The 15908-nt window shown below is 70.9% G+C and carries 15 protein-coding genes; 3 read left to right on the forward strand and 12 right to left on the reverse strand.

Features of this window, described 5'->3' with window-relative positions; genetic code table 11:
- Positions 1-267: 267 nt before the first annotated feature.
- The 5 genes from ruvX to ACSW7Y_RS01410 all read right to left on the reverse strand — a co-directional run bounded on the left by ruvX (position 268) and on the right by ACSW7Y_RS01410 (position 6003).
- Positions 268-711, reverse strand: a complete 444-nt coding sequence (ruvX, locus tag ACSW7Y_RS01390; protein ID WP_438124576.1) for a Holliday junction resolvase RuvX — start codon at positions 709-711, stop codon at positions 268-270.
- An 8-nt stretch (positions 712-719) separates the two neighbouring features.
- The gene (gene alaS, locus ACSW7Y_RS01395) at positions 720-3377 is read right to left on the reverse strand and encodes an alanine--tRNA ligase (protein ID WP_438124558.1); all 2658 of its coding nucleotides are present in this window, start codon (positions 3375-3377) and stop codon (positions 720-722) included.
- Positions 3378-3439: 62 nt separating this feature from the next.
- Positions 3440-3622 (reverse strand): hypothetical protein, encoded by a 183-nt coding sequence (locus tag ACSW7Y_RS01400; RefSeq protein WP_096899128.1) that lies wholly within the window; start codon positions 3620-3622, stop codon positions 3440-3442.
- A gap of 126 nt (positions 3623-3748) precedes the next feature.
- Positions 3749-4378, reverse strand: a complete 630-nt coding sequence (gene rpsD, locus ACSW7Y_RS01405; RefSeq protein ID WP_438124559.1) for a 30S ribosomal protein S4 — start codon at positions 4376-4378, stop codon at positions 3749-3751.
- A 251-nt stretch (positions 4379-4629) separates the two neighbouring features.
- A complete protein-coding gene (locus tag ACSW7Y_RS01410; RefSeq protein WP_438124560.1) occupies positions 4630-6003 on the reverse strand; it encodes a replication-associated recombination protein A in 1374 nt (457 codons plus the stop codon).
- A 144-nt stretch (positions 6004-6147) separates the two neighbouring features.
- Between ACSW7Y_RS01410 and ACSW7Y_RS01415 the strand changes: the two genes are divergently transcribed.
- Both ACSW7Y_RS01415 and ACSW7Y_RS01420 read left to right on the forward strand, forming a co-directional pair.
- Positions 6148-6954 (forward strand): peptidylprolyl isomerase, encoded by an 807-nt coding sequence (locus tag ACSW7Y_RS01415; RefSeq protein WP_438124561.1) that lies wholly within the window; start codon positions 6148-6150, stop codon positions 6952-6954.
- Positions 6955-7067: 113 nt separating this feature from the next.
- The gene (locus tag ACSW7Y_RS01420; protein ID WP_438124562.1) at positions 7068-8276 is read left to right on the forward strand and encodes a DUF349 domain-containing protein; all 1209 of its coding nucleotides are present in this window, start codon (positions 7068-7070) and stop codon (positions 8274-8276) included.
- Between the two features lie 240 nt (positions 8277-8516).
- Here ACSW7Y_RS01420 and ACSW7Y_RS01425 read toward each other — a convergent pair whose 3' ends face one another.
- From ACSW7Y_RS01425 to ACSW7Y_RS01445, 5 genes are read right to left on the reverse strand one after another with little or no spacing between them, the layout of a single operon-like run.
- On the reverse strand, positions 8517-9479 hold the full coding sequence (locus ACSW7Y_RS01425; RefSeq protein ID WP_438124563.1) for a bifunctional riboflavin kinase/FAD synthetase: 963 nt from the start codon (positions 9477-9479) through the stop codon (positions 8517-8519).
- A gap of 8 nt (positions 9480-9487) precedes the next feature.
- Positions 9488-9955, reverse strand: coding sequence for a hypothetical protein (locus ACSW7Y_RS01430; protein ID WP_438124564.1), 468 nt, complete (start codon positions 9953-9955; stop codon positions 9488-9490).
- A 60-nt stretch (positions 9956-10015) separates the two neighbouring features.
- Positions 10016-10381 (reverse strand): hypothetical protein, encoded by a 366-nt coding sequence (locus ACSW7Y_RS01435; protein ID WP_438124565.1) that lies wholly within the window; start codon positions 10379-10381, stop codon positions 10016-10018.
- 3 nt (positions 10382-10384) lie between these two features.
- Positions 10385-11320 carry a tRNA pseudouridine(55) synthase TruB gene (truB, locus tag ACSW7Y_RS01440; protein ID WP_438124566.1) on the reverse strand — a complete coding sequence of 312 codons (936 nt, stop codon included), beginning with the start codon at positions 11318-11320 and terminating at the stop codon, positions 10385-10387.
- Between the two features lie 37 nt (positions 11321-11357).
- Positions 11358-11804: a hypothetical protein gene (locus tag ACSW7Y_RS01445; RefSeq protein WP_438124567.1), complete on the reverse strand. Its 447-nt coding sequence runs from the start codon at positions 11802-11804 to the stop codon at positions 11358-11360.
- A 71-nt stretch (positions 11805-11875) separates the two neighbouring features.
- On the opposite strand from ACSW7Y_RS01445, the gene ACSW7Y_RS01450 reads away from it, so the two are divergent.
- Complete coding sequence (locus ACSW7Y_RS01450; RefSeq protein ID WP_438124568.1) at positions 11876-12775, forward strand: A/G-specific adenine glycosylase; 900 nt, start codon at positions 11876-11878, stop codon at positions 12773-12775.
- Positions 12776-12778: 3 nt separating this feature from the next.
- Here ACSW7Y_RS01450 and rbfA read toward each other — a convergent pair whose 3' ends face one another.
- Both rbfA and infB read right to left on the reverse strand, forming a co-directional pair.
- Complete coding sequence (rbfA, locus tag ACSW7Y_RS01455; protein ID WP_438124569.1) at positions 12779-13222, reverse strand: 30S ribosome-binding factor RbfA; 444 nt, start codon at positions 13220-13222, stop codon at positions 12779-12781.
- 89 nt (positions 13223-13311) lie between these two features.
- Positions 13312-15908 (reverse strand): translation initiation factor IF-2 (infB, locus tag ACSW7Y_RS01460; RefSeq protein ID WP_438124570.1); only part of this gene is annotated, 2597 nt, incomplete at its 5' end.

Genomic DNA, 15908 nt, shown 5'->3' on the forward strand with positions numbered 1-15908 from the left:
CGCGTCGCGGGCCGCCTCGTCGCGTGCTGCTGCGTCGCGGGCCGCCTCTTCGCGTGCGCGGACCTCACGTCGTGACAGTGGGCGATCGGTGTCCGACTCGGCGTCGTCGCCGTGCCGTCGCCGTCCGCCGTCGCCAGCGGGCGCGATGATCGCGTTCCAGTCCAGGTCGTCTGCCAACGGATCCTCTGGTCTCTCGTTCGGGGACTCCCGCTGGGCACCGCACACGGCAGCGGTCCGTCGGAGCCCGCTCGTCGCTGGGCTCGTCCGTCAGGGGAGCTCGGCCCCTGGCGGGGCGCCGGACGCACGCTCGTGGTCGAGCGCGTGTTGCAGAATGATAACAGCGGCCGCTTGGTCGATCACGGCGCGCGATTTCTTCGTGTTCCGCCCGGCCTGGTGGAGGCCGCGCTGGGCCGTGACGGTCGACAGCCGCTCGTCCACGAGGCGGACCGGACGGTGCTCGGCGATCCGCGCGGCGAACACCCGTGCGTCCTCGGTCGAGGGCGTGTCGCCGCCCGACATCGACAGCGGGAGCCCGACGACCACCTCGAGCACGTCGTACTCGTCCGCGATCGCGAGGATCCGCCGGAGGTCCGTGTCGTCGTCGCGTCGGACGGTCTCGACCGGCGTCGCGAGCAGCCCGTCCCGGTCGCACACGGCGATCCCGATCCGGGCCCGGCCGACGTCGACACCGAGCCGCCGCCCGGACCGGATCACCACGCTCAGCCCACCAGGCGGTCGGTCACGGCCCGGAGCGCCGCCGGCAGGGCCGCCGCGTCGGTCCCGCCACCCTGCGCGAGGTCCGGCTTGCCACCGCCGCCGCCACCGAGGACGCCCGCTGCCTCCTTGGCGAGTGGACCGGCCTGTACACCCGCCGCACGCGCCGCGTCGTTCGTCGCGACGATGACGATCGGCTTCTCGCCCACCACGGCACCGAGCACGACGACCGCGGCGCCGTCACCGAGCTGCGCGCGCACGCCGGTCGCGAGCGAGCGGAGGTCGTCGCCCGACTGGACGCCGTCGACGGTCTCCGCCACGACGGTCGTGGCACCGACGGTCGATGCCTTCCGAGCGATCGCCGGGACCCGCTGCTGCAGGTTCGCGGACTCGAATTCGGCGATCCGCTTCTGTGCGGTCTTCAGGTCGTCCATGAGCGACTGGACGCGCGTCGGGAGGTCTGCACGCGGCGCCTTGAGCGCGCTCGACAGCTGGGACACGATCGTCCGCTCGACCGCGAGGTCGCGGAAGCCCTCGAGTCCGACGAGAGCCTCGACACGGCGGTTCGTCGAACCGACGCTCGACTCCCCCACGAGGTTGACGAGGCCGACCTGCGCGCTCGACGCGACGTGCGTCCCACCGCAGAGCTCGCGCGACCACGGGCCGCCGATGTCGACCATGCGGACCTCGGCGCCGTACTTCTCGCCGAACAGCGCCTGCGCGCCGAGCTCCTTCGCCTCGGACAGCGGGAGCACGCGGGTCGAGACCTCGAGGTCCGAGCGGATCGCGTTGTTCACGACCTCCTCGATCTCGGAGCGCGTCTCGAGCGACACGGGCTGCGACCACGAGAAGTCGAGACGCATGTAGCCCGACTTGTTGTACGAACCGGCCTGCAGCGCCTCCGGGCCGAGGATGTCCCGCAGCGCAGCGTTCACGAGGTGGGTCGCCGAGTGGGCCTGGGTCGCACCACGCCGGTACTCCGCGTCGACCACGGTCGTCGCGGAGTCCCCGACACCGACCTCGCCGGAGCGGACCTGCACGGTGTGGCTCCACAGACCCGTGACCGGGCGCTGGACGTCGAGGACCTCGAGGTCGAAGCCGTTGCCGATGATGGAGCCCTGGTCGGCGTCCTGACCGCCGGACTCCGCGTAGAGCGAGGTCTCGCCGAGGATGACCTCGGCGATGTCGCCCGCGACCGCGCGGTCCACGCTGACGCCGTCGACGATGATGCCGAGGACGGAGGTCTCCGCCTCGAGCGCGTCGTACCCGAGGAACGTCGTCTCGCCCTTGGCCCGGAACGCGCTGTAGACGCTGAGGTCTGCGAGAGCGGTCTTCTTGCTCTTCGCGTCCGCCTTCGCACGGGCACGCTGCTCCGACATCAGGGTGTCGAACGCGCCGCGGTCGACCTGGACCCCGGCTTCCTCGGCCATCTCGAGCGTGAGGTCGATCGGGAAGCCGAACGTGTCGTGCAGCAGGAACGCGGTGTCGCCGCCGATCGCGGGCTTGCCGTCCGCCTTCGCGCGCTCGACCGCGACGTCGAGGATCGTCGTGCCCTGCGCGAGGGTGCGGAGGAAGGTCTCCTCTTCCGCGTAGGCGATGCGCGCGATGCGGTCGTAACCCTCCGCGACCTCGGGGTAGGCGTCCTTCATGGCGTCACGTGAGGCCGGGAACAGCTCGGGGAACGTCGCGCCCTCGACGCCGAGGAGGCGCATCGCACGGACGGTCCGGCGGAGCAGCCGGCGGAGGATGTAGCCGCGGCCCTCGTTCGACGGCGAGACACCGTCGGCAATCAGCATGAGCGCCGAGCGCACGTGGTCCGCGATGACGCGCATCCGGACGTCGTCCTCGTGGACCGCACCGTACCGGCGCCCCGAGACCTCGGCCGCCTTGTCGAGGACGGGGCGCACCTGGTCGATCTCGTACATGTTGTCGACGCCCTGCTTGATGAAGGCCACGCGCTCGAGGCCCATGCCGGTGTCGATGTTCTTGTTCGGCAGCTCGCCGGTGATCTCGAAGTCGTACTTCGACCGCACGTCGGCGATCTGGTACTGCATGAACACGAGGTTCCAGATCTCGACGTAGCGGTCGTCGTCGGTCGCCGGACCGCCGTCGATGCCGTAGTCCGGACCGCGGTCGAAGAAGATCTCCGAGCAGGGGCCCGCCGGACCGGGCTGCCCGGTCGACCAGTAGTTGGTGTCCTTCCCGAGCCGCTGGATGCGCTCGTCGGGCAGGGAGGAGTGCTGCTTCCAGAACGCGATCGCCTCGTCGTCGTCCTCGTACACCGTGACCCAGAGGTCGTCCGGCGAGAACCCGAGGCCACCGTCGGCCTCCGGCGTCGTCAGGAGCTCCCAGGCGTACTGGATCGCCTGTTCCTTGAAGTAGTCACCGAACGAGAAGTTGCCGTTCATCTGGAAGAACGTGCCGTGGCGCGGGGTCTTGCCGACCTCTTCGATGTCGTTCGTGCGGATGCACTTCTGCACGCTCGTCGCGCGCGGGTACGGCGCCGGGACGAGCCCGGTGAGGTACGGGATGAACGGCACCATGCCGGCCACCGTGAAGAGGAGCGACGGGTCGTCCGAGACGAGCGACGCGGACGGGACGACGGTGTGCCCGCGGTCGCCGAAGAACTGGAGCCAACGGCGGCGGATCTCTGCGGTCTGCATGGTGCTTCCTGGTTTCAGGTCGAGTGCGTGCGAGGAGGACGTTCGGCGGTCGGTGACCGGGGTCAGACGTCGGTGCGGAGCTCGGCGTCGCGGGACTTGTACCCGTCGGCGACCGCGTCGGCGAAGGCCTTCGTCCGCGCGTTCACGTCGGCGAAGAAGCGAGCGCCGGCGGGCGTGTTCGCGACCTGGTGCGCGACCACGAACCCGATGACGACGCCGACGGCGACGAAGAACAGCTGCTTCACGGTGCCTCTCCCTCTCGCGTGCGTGGTGTGCACGCCCGACAAGCTTAGTGGCGGTGCTGAGCGGGAACACGGAACGGCGGGCCGCCCTCTGAGAGGACGACCCGCCGTTCGTGTGCGATCAGGTGATCAGCGCGCTGCGTAGTACTCGACGACGCGCTGCACTTCACAGGTCACGGGGACCTCGGCGCGCTTCGGGCGACGCACGAGGCGGGCCTGGAGCTTGTCGATCTCGACCTCGAGGTAGCCCGGGACCTTCGGCAGGACTTCCTGGTGCCCACCGGCGGCGGCGACCTGGAACGGCTCGAGGGACTCGGAGCGCTGCTTCACGTGGATGAGCTGCCCCTCCTTCACGCGGAAGGACGGACGGTCGACGAGCTTGCCGTCGACGAGGATGTGACGGTGCACGATCAGCTGACGGGCCTGCGCGGTGGTGCGGGCGAAGCCGGCGCGCAGCACGAGGGCGTCGAGGCGCTGCTCGAGGAGCTCGACCAGGTTCTCACCGGTCAGGCCCTTCGTCTTGCGGGCCTCTTCGAAGACGATGCGGAGCTGCTTCTCGCGGATGCCGTACTGGGCGCGCAGACGCTGCTTCTCACGGAGACGGACGGCGTAGTCGCTGTCCGCGCGACGGCGGGTGCGGCCGTGCTCACCGGGACCGTAGGGGCGCTTCTCGAGGTACCGGGCCGCCTTCGGCGTCAGCGGGATGCCGAGCGCGCGCGAGAGGCGGGTCTTGCTGCGGGTGCGTGACTTGGTAGACACAGGGTCCTTTTCTCTGTCTGAACTGAATGACTCGACGGGCACCGCCAGCCGCGCGCACGAGACGCACGGGAAGGATCGGTCCCGACGACGGGATCCAGAGGGATGAGCCTGTGGGATCGGACGGCTACAGTCCGAACCTCTGCCCCCGTACCACCGGAGTGGCACTCTGTCCTCGACGCAGCCGTGCTCGAGGACCAGGACGTAGGCGCGTCAACGATAGCAGCAACCGCGGCCGCGGGCCACCGCCGCGCCTACTCGCCGCGCGTGATCTTCCGCAGTCGCTCGAGCCGCGGTCCGACCTCGCGCTCGAATCCGTTCGTCGTCGGCGTGTAGTACTCGGTGCCCTCGAGCGCGTCGGGGAGGTACTGCTGCCGAGCGACGCCGTGCTCGGCGTCGTGCGAGTACACGTAGCCCTTGCCGTGCCCGAGCCGCTTCGCTCCCGGGTAGTGGGCGTCGCGCAGGTGCGTCGGCACGACCCCCATGCGGCCGGCCTTCACGTCGGCGATGGCCTGGTTGACGCCGTTGTACGAGGCGTTCGACTTCGGCGCCGTGGCGAGGTAGACGACGGCCTCGGCCAGCGAGATGCGCCCCTCGGGCATGCCGATCAACTGCACGGCCTGCGCGGCGGCGACGGCGATCGGGAGCGCCTGGGGGTCGGCCATACCGATGTCCTCGGAGGCCGAGATGATGATGCGCCGGGCGATGAACCGGGGGTCCTCGCCGGCCTCGATCATGCGCGCGAGGTAGTGCAGCGCGGCGTCGACGTCGCTCCCCCGCACCGACTTGATGAACGCGCTGATCACGTCGTAGTGCTCGTCACCCTGGCGGTCGTACCGCAGCAGTGCTCGGTCGACGGCGGCGGCCACCGTGTCGGCGTCGACGACCGGGACCGTGTCGTCGTCCTCGTCCTGCGCGGCGGCGGCCGACCCCGCGGCCGCCTCGAGCGCGGTCAGCGCACGACGTGCATCGCCCGATGCGAGCCGGACGATGGCGGCCCGAGCCTCGTCGCCGAGGACGACCCCGCCGCCGAGGCCCCGGGGGTCCTCGACCGCGCGGTCGACGAGCATGCCGAGGTCGGCGTCGGTGAGGGGCTTGAGCGTGAGCAGGAGGGAGCGGGACAGCAGCGGCGAGATCACGGAGAACGACGGGTTCTCGGTCGTCGCCGCGATGAGGATGACCCAGCCGTTCTCGACCCCCGGGAGCAGGGCGTCCTGCTGGGCCTTGCTGAAGCGGTGGATCTCGTCGAGGAAGAGCACCGTGGTCGACCCGTAGAGGTCACGGTGCGCGAGCGCCTTCTCCATCACCTCGCGCACGTCCTTGACGCCGGCGGTGACCGCCGAGAGCTCGACGAACTCGCGGCCGGACTGGCGGGCGATCGCCTGTGCGAGCGTCGTCTTCCCGGTGCCGGGCGGCCCCCAGAGGATCACGGACACACCACCGGGGTTCTCACGTGTTCCGGTCGCGAGCTGCACGAGGGGCGAACCACGACCGAGGAGGTGCTGCTGGCCGGCCACCTCGTCGAGGGAGGTCGGCCGCATCCGCACCGCGAGCGGCACGGACCCCTGGGCGAGCCCCGCTCGCCCACCCGTGGTGGGCGCGTTGATGCCCGAACGGTCCGTCGCCATGGGACCAAGCCTAGGCGTCACCTCCGACAGCACCCACCAGCGGACGGGAGGCACGATGCGGGCCCGCCCCGCGCCTCCAGGCCGACGCCGACGGCGTTCCGCTACGCTCGTCGCACACTCGAGACGAGAGGCCGTACCAGCACCGTGGCACCGAAGAACCAGGCGCGTGACAACCGCGAGGCGCGCGAGCGCCTCCGTCTCTACCAGGCCCGTCAAGGCCTGCACGCACGGCAACGGCGGCGTCGGGTCCGGGACAACGTCCTCGGCGGCATCGTCCTCGTCGTCGTGGCCGCGCTCGCGACGGGGTCGCAGCTCGTCTTCGCCGGCACGCAGGGCTCCGTGAAGGCGGACGCCAGCGCCTCCGCCACCGCGACGCCCACGCCGAGCGCGACCGCCGGGAACACCGGGAAGGTGCCGAGCAAGTCCATCGCGGAGGACTCGACCTGGACCGGCACGCTGACGCTCAACGAGGACGTCGACCTCGGCATCGAGCTCGACGGGCAGAAGGCACCACAGGCCGCGAGCGTCGAGATCAAGCTCATCCAGGAGCAGTTCTACAACGGCACGACCTGCCACCGGCTCGCCGACAGCAAAGGGCTGCAGTTCCTCCAGTGCGGTTCGGCGAACGGCGACGGCACCGGTGACGCCGGCTTCGAGTACGGCCCGCTGGAGAACGTGCCGAGCGACGGCGAGTACGCGAAGGGCACGATCGCCATCGCCCGGAGCTCGTCGCCGTACTCGCAGTCGACGCAGTTCTTCATCGTCTTGGGCGACACCACCCTCGACGGGTCGACCGGCGGCTACACGGTCGTCGGGAAGGTCACGAGCGGCCTCTCCGAACTCGTGTCGAAGATCACCTCGAAGGGCATCTCGGACCCCGGCAGCGACGGCACCGGCGAGCCGAAGGTGAAGACGACGATCACCGGCGCGACCATCGAGCGGGAGCAGTAGTCCACAACCCGTCGACCCCGGCCGTCCCCGCGGCCGCTCCGTGCAATAGGCTGACGACCTGACCGTGCCGACGGGGACGTCGGCGATGCACGACCACGATCGAGGCGAGACCTGTGGGATCTGACGAAGCAGCAACGACCTGGGGGCGGGTCGACGAGAACGGGACGGTGTACGTCCGGTACGGCGACGGCGAGCGAGCCGTCGGCGAGTACCCGGACGCGACCGCGGACGAGGCCCTCGCCTACTTCGCACGGAAGTACGCCGACCTCGAGGGCCAGGTGAAGATCGCCGAGCAGCGCGTCCAGCGTGGTGCGTCCGCGAACGACGTCTCCCGTACCGTCGCACACCTCCGCGAGCAGCTCGCCGACGCCCGCGTCGTCGGTGACATCAAGTCCCTCGAGGACCGCGTCGCAGCGCTCTCCGACCAGGTCGGGTCGCTCACCAAGGAGCAGGCCGAGCAGGCGCAGCAGGCCCTGACCGAGGCGCTGGCCTACCGTTCCGCCCTGGTCGAGGAGGCCGAGGGCCTCGCCGCGGTCGACCCGGCGCGCGCGCAGTGGAAGCAGATCACCGCGCAGCTCGACGACGTCTTCGCGCGGTGGCAGCAGCACCAGCACGACGGGCCCCGCATCCCCAAGAACGAGGCCAACGAGCTGTGGAAGCGGTTCCGTGCCGCCCGGTCGACCGTCGACCAGCACCGGCGCGCCTTCTACTCGGAGCTCGACGCCCAGCACCGCGACGCGCGGAGCCGCAAGCAGGACCTCGTCGCCCAGGCCGAGGCCCTCGCGCCCCGTGGCTCGGACGCGATCCCGACGTACCGGCAGCTCCTCGACGACTGGAAGCGAGCGGGTCGCGCGGGCAAGCGGCACGACGACGCACTGTGGGCACGGTTCAAGGCGGCGGGTGACGTCCTCTTCGAACAGCGCCACGCCGAGGCGGCCGTCGAGAACGAGGAGTTCTCCGCCAACCTCGAGGCCAAGCAGGCGCTCCTGACCGAGGCCGAGCCGCTGCTGCAGGAGACCGACCGTGTCGCCGCACGTCGGACGCTCACCGGCATCCAGCGGCGCTGGGACGAGATCGGCAAGGTGCCCCGGGGTGACGTCCGCCGCATCGAGGACCGCCTCCGCCAGATCGAGGACCACGTCCGTGGGCTCGAGGACCAGCACTGGAAGGCCTCGGACCCGGAGCGCAAGGCCCGGCAGACCGGTCTCGCGAGCCAGCTCGAGGACGCCATCGGCAAGCTCGAGGCCGAGCTCGCTGCTGCGAAGGAGTCGGGCGACGCGCGCAAGATCAAGGACGCGCAAGAGGCGCTCGACGCCCGGTAGATCTGGCTCGACGCGCTCGGCGGCTGAGCCGTCCGACACGGAGGACGCCCCGCGACCGATCTGTCGCGGGGCGTCCTGTGTGTGCGGGCTGCGGCTGCGGCTGCTGCTGCGCTCGCGGCTGCTCGCCGAGACTCGTGCTCACGGACACGTCTCGTGGTCCGGAACACGAGACGTGTCCGCCTGCACGAGACTCGGGCGCGCGAGCACGAGACTCGGGCGCGCGAGGGGCAGCGCCGCGCGTCAGACGGGCGCGGGCAGCCCGAGCAGCAGGCGGATGTCGCGGTCGTCCTGCTGCATCTGCTCGGCGAGCTCGTCCATCGACGAGAACTTCACCATGCCCCGCACGTACGAGACGAACCGGACCGCGATGGTGTCGCCGTAGAGGTCGATGTCGACGTCGAGCAGGTGCGCCTCGATCTGCTTCTCCGGAACGCCGTCGAACGTCGGGTTGTTGCCGACCGACACCGCCGCCGGGTACAGCGTGCCCTCGTGCAGCACCCGAGCCGCGTAGACCCCGTCGGCCGGGACGAAGCCCTCGCAGTGCGGGTCGAGGTTGGCAGTCGGGTAGCCCATCGCACGACCGCGCTGGTTGCCGTGCACGACGACGCTGCGGACCGCGTGCTCGCGACCGAGGAGGCGCGCAGCCTCGGCGACACGCCCGACACCGAGGAGTTCCCGGATCCACGTCGAGGACACCCGACGCTCACCGGCGGGCCGGACGTCGTCCACGAGGTCCACGTCGTCGATCAACTCGACCGTGAAGCCGTGCCGCTCCCCCAGCTGCCGGAGCAGGGTGACGTCACCGGCCCCGCGACGACCGAAGCGGAAGTCGCTCCCGACGAACACGTGCCGAGCGTGCAGGGTGCCGACGAGGATCTCGGACACGAAGTCCTCGGGTTCCTTCGACTGGAGGTCCTGGTCGAAGTGCAGGAGCAGCGTCGCGTCGACACCCGCCTGGTCGAGGAGTTCCCGGCGCTGCGCCGTGCTCGTCAACGCGGGCGGGGTCTTGTCCGGGTCGATCACGCTCAACGGGTGGCGGTCGAACGTGACCACGGTGGACACGAGCCCCTGCTGGTGTGCCGCGCGCTCGAGGTGCGCGATGACGGCGCGGTGCCCGACGTGCACACCGTCGAACTTGCCGATCGTCACAGCGCTCGGTCCGAAGCCGTCGGCCACGTCGGCGAGGTCGTCGTAGAACTGCACGGGGGCCCCTACTCGCCCACGCGGGCGGTCGCGGACGGGTCGGTCCGGTCGGCGGTCGTCGCGGTCGGACCGGTCGCTGCCGAACGGTGGTGCTTGCGGAGCCACCACAGTCCGGCGATCGGCAGGACGAGCGGCGCGAACAGGTACCCGAGGCCGTAGTAGGACCACACGGTGTCGTCGGGGAAGAGCTGGCGGTCGATCAGGGAGAGCGTGCCGACGACGAGGACCCCGGCCATCTCGAAGCCGATCGTGACGCAGGCGACGCGGTACCAGACCCGACCGGGCGCGATCAGGGCGATCATCGCGACGATGTACACGACTGCGGCGACCGCGCTCAGCGTGTAGGCGACGGGCGCGAAGGAGAACTTCTCGATGATCTGCACGACACTGCGACCCGTCGCGGCCAACGCGAGGATGCCGTAGACGGCGATGAGGACGCGGCCGATGCCGGTCGCGAGTGAGGATCTGGTCGCCATTGCACCGATTCTACCGACGCCCGCCGTCACCGACGACGCAGCTGGTCACCGCCGTCCGGGTCAGTTCAGCGCGAACCAGATCTGGTACATCCGGTAGACCATCACGGCCACCGTGAAGGCCCCCGCACCGAGGACGACCGTGCTCCACCGAGTGCGGTCGATGAGCGCCCACACGACGGCCGCCGGCGGCACGAGGAGCACCGACACGGCGTACACGCCGAACTCCAGCGCGTTCCCCTCGGGCGGGCTGCCGGTCGCGGGCAGCACGAGCGAGATGATGCCCTGCGCGACGAGCAGCAGCTCGACGAGGACGAGCGACCCGACGGTGTAGTCGTTCGGCTTCCACCCGATGAACCCGACGACGACCGCGAACAGCCCCGCGACGACCGCCACGACGAGCTGCACCCACATGAACCACTCGATCACGCGTCAGGCTCCCGTCGCCGTGGGGAAGTTGGTGATGACCCGGAGCAGTCCGCGGCGCACGGAGACGAGTCCGACGAGCCGGTCCGACCCGGACGCGATCGCCGCGACCGGCCCCTCGTGGTCCGGGTGCTCGGCACGGACACGCTTGCCGTCCGCGAGGTCCTTCGCCGCAGCTGGGTCGAGGGCCACCGTCGGGAACAGGGTCCGGGCGACGTCGACCGGACGCCGCAGCGCCGCCCGGACGTCGACCGAGTCGTCCTCGATGTCGACCGCGTCGTCGACGTGGAACGGTCCGACGTCGATGCGGCGGAGGGCGGTGAGGTGCGCGCCGGTGCCGAGCGCGGCACCCACGTCACGCGCGAGTGCTCGGACGTACGTCCCCGACGAGCACGCGACCACGACGTCGAGGTCGACGACCTGCACGTCGGCGCCGTCGACCGACACCGTGTGCTCCTGACGCCCCGTGACGTCGAAGCGCGACACCGTGACCGTGCGGGACTTGAGCACGACCTCCTCGCCCTTCCGAGCGAGGTCGTAGGCCCGGCGGCCGTCGACCTTGATGGCGCTGACGGTCGAGGGCACCTGGTCGATCGTGCCGCGTTGCGCCGCGACCGCCGTCTCGACCGCGGCCTCGGACACGTCGGCGTGGGAGACGCCGGTCGCCGCGGTCGGATCACCGTCGGCGTCGTCGGAGTCGGTCGAGACACCGAGACGGATCGTCGCGGTGTACGTCTTGCCGAGCCCGACGAGGTGGGTGAGCAGCCGGGTCGAGGGGCCGGCGCCGAGGAGCAGCAGCCCCGTCGCCATCGGGTCCAGGGTTCCGGCGTGGCCGATCTTCTTCAAGCCGAGCCGACGTCGAGCGATCGACACCACCCGGTGACTGGAGATCCCCTGCGGCTTGTCGACGAGGAGGATCCCGTCCGGCGGCGATTCGAGCACCCGGAGAGGTTACCAGCGCTCGTCACTCGCAGCCCGGTCAGCAGGCGTCGTTCCACTCACGTCGAGGGTGCTCGGGGTCCGTGACGTCGAGGATCGCGGACGCGGCGATCTTGACGTCCGCCCGACGCTCGAGGCGACCCTGCTCCTGCTCGACCCACAGCGACCAGCGCCAGAGCCCACGGACGCCGGTGTCGAGCACCCCGTGGCCGTGCACCACGAGCACACCGGGCCCCGAACCGGTGGAGCGGAACGGCGCGACGACGTCCGACCGGAGCTGGTCCGCCGACGCGGAGGGGGCCGCGGCCGCCATCGCCTGCACGCCGTGCTGCTCGAAGCCGACGACGAGCGCCGCGGCGACGCGCTCGAGGTCCGTCCCCGGCTGTCCGTCGATCCCGATGACGGTCCGGTTCGTGCCGACCTGTGCGATCGCCTCGGCCGCGATCGCGGCCATGGTGTCGGTTTCCTGCGGTGCCCAGCGTGCCATGTACGCCACCGTAGGCTGTCCGGGTGAACGCGAGTGGAGCCTCCAGGCCGGATGTGGAGAACGCACCGCCTGTGGACGGTGCCGCCGCAGCGGACGCACCCGACCTCGCCACCCCGCTCATCGCGTGGTTCCGAACCGAGGCGCGCGACCTGCCGTGGCGTCGCCCCGGGTTCCCGGCATGGGGCACGCTCGTCAGCGAGATCATGCTGCAGCAGACGCAGGTCGCGCGCGTCGTCCCCCGCCTGGAGGCATGGCTCGCCCGGTGGCCCACCCCTCGCGACCTCGCGCAGTCGCCTCCGTCCGACGCGGTGCGTGCCTGGGACCGGCTCGGCTACCCGAGACGGGCGCTCGCACTGCACGCGGCGGCCACTGCGATCGCGGAGCAGCACGACAACGTCGTGCCGCGGGAGGTCGACGCGCTCCTCGCGCTGCCGGGCATCGGCGACTACACGGCCCGGGCCGTCGCGGTCTTCGCGTACGGTGACCGGCACCCGGTCGTCGACGTCAACGTCCGACGGGTGCTCGCACGGGCGCTGCTCGGCCAGGGTCAGCCCGGTCCCGCGAAGGCGAAGCACGACCTCCCGCTCATGGAGTCCGTGCTGCCGGAGGACCGCGACGACGCTGCGGCCACCAACGCCGCGGTGATGGAGCTCGGGGCGCTCGTCTGCGTCGCCCGCTCCCCCGCGTGCGACGCCTGCCCGATCGCGGACCGCTGCGCGTGGCGTGCCGCCGGGTACCCGGACCACGACGGGCCACGTGCGCCGAAGCAAGCGAAGTTCGCCGGGAGCGACCGGCAGGTGCGCGGGCTCATCATGGCGGAGCTCCGCGCGAGCGACGTGCCGGTGCTCCGGTCGGAGATCGACCTGGTCTGGCCCGACGACGGACAGCGGGAGCGTGCACTCGCCTCGCTCCTCCGCGACGGGCTGGCCGTCGGCGACGATGCGGGCGGGTACACGCTCCCGGTCGGCTGAGGACTACGCCGAAGCGGTGTCGTCCTCGTCGTCGTCGTGCTTGTACGGGTCGGCGTCTCCGGCGTACTGCGCTCCGGCCGAGGCGGCACGGACCTGGGCGTCGCGCACCTGCGCCTGCGCGAGCAGGTCCTCCATGTGCGCCGAGGTCTCCGGGAGTGCGTCGGCGATGAACTCGAGCGACGGGGTGAGCCGCGCCGTGATGTTCTTGCCGACCTCGCTGCGGAGCATGCCGGTCGCTGCCTTGAGCGCCGCTGCCGAGTCGGCGCGCTCCTCGTCGGAGCCGTACACGGTGTAGAACACGGACGCGTGCTGCAGATCGCCCGTGACACGGACGTCGGTGATGGTCACGAAGCCGAGTCGCGGGTCGCGGAGGCCCTTGTCGAGCCGCCGTGCGACGACCTCCTTGATGCGGTCCGCCATCTTGCGGGCGCGCTGCGGATCAGCCATGGGTGCCTCCTGGGGCAGGGAATCTTCTGGTGGAACGGGTGGACCCCGCCGCTCCCTGGGGAACGGCGGGGTCCAGGATAGCCAGGCGACTAGTCGCGCGGCTTCTCGACGAGCTCGGTCGTCTCGATCTCGTCACCGATCTGGATGTCGTTGTACTTGCCCAGACCGATACCGGCCTCGAAGTCCGTGCGGACCTCGGTGACGTCGTCCTTGAAGCGACGCAGGGACTCGATCGCCAGACCGTCGGCGATGACGACACCCTCGCGGATGACGCGCGCCTTGGCGTTGCGGGTGATCGTGCCGGAGCGGACGATGACACCGGCGATGTTGCCGAACTTGGAGGAACGGAACACCTCGCGGATCTCCGCGACGCCCGACTGGACCTCTTCGTACTCGGGCTTGAGCATGCCCTTGAGGGACTGCTCGATGTCCTCGAGTGCGTTGTAGATGACCGAGTAGAAGCGCACGTCGATGCCTTCGCGGGCCGCACGCTCGCGGGCCTTGACGTCCGGACGGACGTTGAAGCCGACGACGATCGCGTTGTCGATCGTGGCGAGGTCGATGTCCGACTCCGTGATCGCACCCACACCGCGGTGCAGGATGCGCAGCTGGACGCTGTCGTCCACCTCGATGTCGAGGAGCGACTGCTCGAGTGCCTCGACGGCACCGGAGACGTCACCCTTGATGATGAGGTTGAGCGAGTCGACCTTGCCCTCTTCGAGTGCGCGGGTGAAGTCCTCGAGCGAGATGCGCTTGCGGGCCTTGGCCAGCTGGGCGTTGCGCTCGGCGGCCTCACGCTTCTCGGCGATCTGACGAGCCGTGCGGTCCTCTTCGGTGACGAGGAACGTGTCACCGGCGCGCGGCACCGACGACAGACCCTGCACCTGGACCGGACGCGACGGGGTCGCTGCCTGGACGGCGACACCGTTCTCGTCCGTCATCGCACGGACGCGACCGTAGGCCGTGCCCGCGACGATGGCGTCACCGACGTGGAGCGTGCCGGACTGGATGAGCACGGTCGCCACCGAACCACGACCCTTGTCGAGTCGGGCTTCGATCGCCACACCGCGGGCGTCCTTGTCGGGGTTCGCACGCAGGTCGAGACCGGCGTCCGCCGTGAGCAGCACCGCGTCCAGGAGGTCCTGGATGCCGATGTTCTGACGGGCCGACACGTCGACGAACATGACGTCGCCGCCGTACTCCTCGGCCACCAGGTTGTACTCGGTGAGCTGCTGGCGGACCTTGGCCGGGTTCGCGCCTTCCTTGTCGATCTTGTTCACCGCGACCACGATCGGCACACCGGCCGACTGGGCGTGGTTCAGCGCCTCGATCGTCTGGGGCATGATGCCGTCGTCCGCCGCGACCACGAGGATCGCGATGTCGGTCACCTGCGCACCACGGGCACGCATGGCGGTGAACGCCTCGTGACCCGGGGTGTCGATGAAGGTGATCGGACGCTCGACGCCCTCGTGCTCGGTGACGATCTGGTACGCACCGATGTGCTGGGTGATGCCACCAGCCTCGCCCTCGACGACCTTCGAGTTGCGGATCGCGTCGAGGAGGCGGGTCTTGCCGTGGTCGACGTGACCCATGACGGTGACCACCGGGGGCCGCTGCTGCAGCACCGAGTCGTCCTCGTCCTCGAGTTCGCCTTCGAGGTCGATGTCGAAGCCCTCGAGGAGCTCCTTGTCCTCGTCCTCCGGCGAGACGATCTGGATCTTGTAGCCCAGCTCCTCGCCGAGGACCTCGAACGTGGCCTCGTCCAGGGACTCCGTGGCGGTCGCCATCTCACCGAGGTGGAACAGCACCGTCACGAGGTTGCCGGGGCTCGCGTCGATCTTGTCCGCGAAGTCCGAGATGCTCGCACCGCGACGCAGACGGATGACCGTGTTGCCGTCGCCGCGCGGGACCTGCACGCCGCCGAGCGACGGCGCCTGCCGCATCTCGTACTCGGCGCGCTTCGTCCGCTTCGACTTGCGGGCACGGCTCTTGCCGCCACCGCGACCGAACGCACCGGCGGTCCCACCACCGGGTCCACGGCCACGACCACCGCCACCGGCGGGACGCGGACCGCTGAACGCGGGACGGGGGAACCCGCCACCAGCGCCACCGGCACCACCCGGACGACCACCGGGGCCGCCACGACCGCCGCCACCCTGGCCCGGGCGCTGCCCGAAGCCGTTGGGACGGTTGGACTGACCGGGGCCACCGGGACGGGGAGCACCCGGACGCGGGACGCCCGGACGCGGCGGAGCCGGACGCGGGATGCCGTTGCCGCCACCCTGACCGGCCGGGGGACGCTGCCCCATGCCCTGGTTCTGCGAGTACGGGTTGTTGCCGGGGCGCGGCGGGCGGGAGCCCATGCCCTGGCTCGACGCGTAGGGGTTGTTGCCCGGACGGGCGCCCGGCTTCGGGCCACCCGGCTTCGGGCCGGCAGCAGCGGCGGGCTTCGGCGAACCGGAACCGGGCGCCTCGCCACCCTTGTCGGCGGAACCGTCGGTGGTCGCTGCCTTCTCGGCTGCGGCTGCCTTCCGCGCTGCCTCCGCCTCGGCCTGACGCTGCGCGACCGACTTCGGCGCGGCCGGGGTCGGCGCGTCGGAGGCGGGCTGCTCAGCGGCGGGTGCCTGCGGGGCAGGGGTCGGCGTCGCCGGACCCGGCTTCGCGCCGGGCTTCGGCGCGGCGGAGC

Origin of the sequence: Curtobacterium flaccumfaciens (genome assembly GCF_051548005.1) — a bacterium.
Taxonomy (GTDB): Bacteria; Actinomycetota; Actinomycetes; order Actinomycetales; family Microbacteriaceae; genus Curtobacterium.

What these genes read in the sequence shown, in the direction of transcription:
- alaS (WP_438124558.1), bottom strand. Translation starts at nt 3,377, where the DNA reads ATGCAGACCGCAGAGATCCGCCGCCGTTGGCTCCAGTTCTTCGGCGAC.
- ACSW7Y_RS01410 (WP_438124560.1), bottom strand. Translation starts at nt 6,003, where the DNA reads ATGGCGACGGACCGTTCGGGCATCAACGCGCCCACCACGGGTGGGCGA.
- ACSW7Y_RS01430 (WP_438124564.1), bottom strand. Translation starts at nt 9,955, where the DNA reads ATGGCGACCAGATCCTCACTCGCGACCGGCATCGGCCGCGTCCTCATC.
- ACSW7Y_RS01445 (WP_438124567.1), bottom strand. Translation starts at nt 11,804, where the DNA reads ATGGCACGCTGGGCACCGCAGGAAACCGACACCATGGCCGCGATCGCG.
- rbfA (WP_438124569.1), bottom strand. Translation starts at nt 13,222, where the DNA reads ATGGCTGATCCGCAGCGCGCCCGCAAGATGGCGGACCGCATCAAGGAG.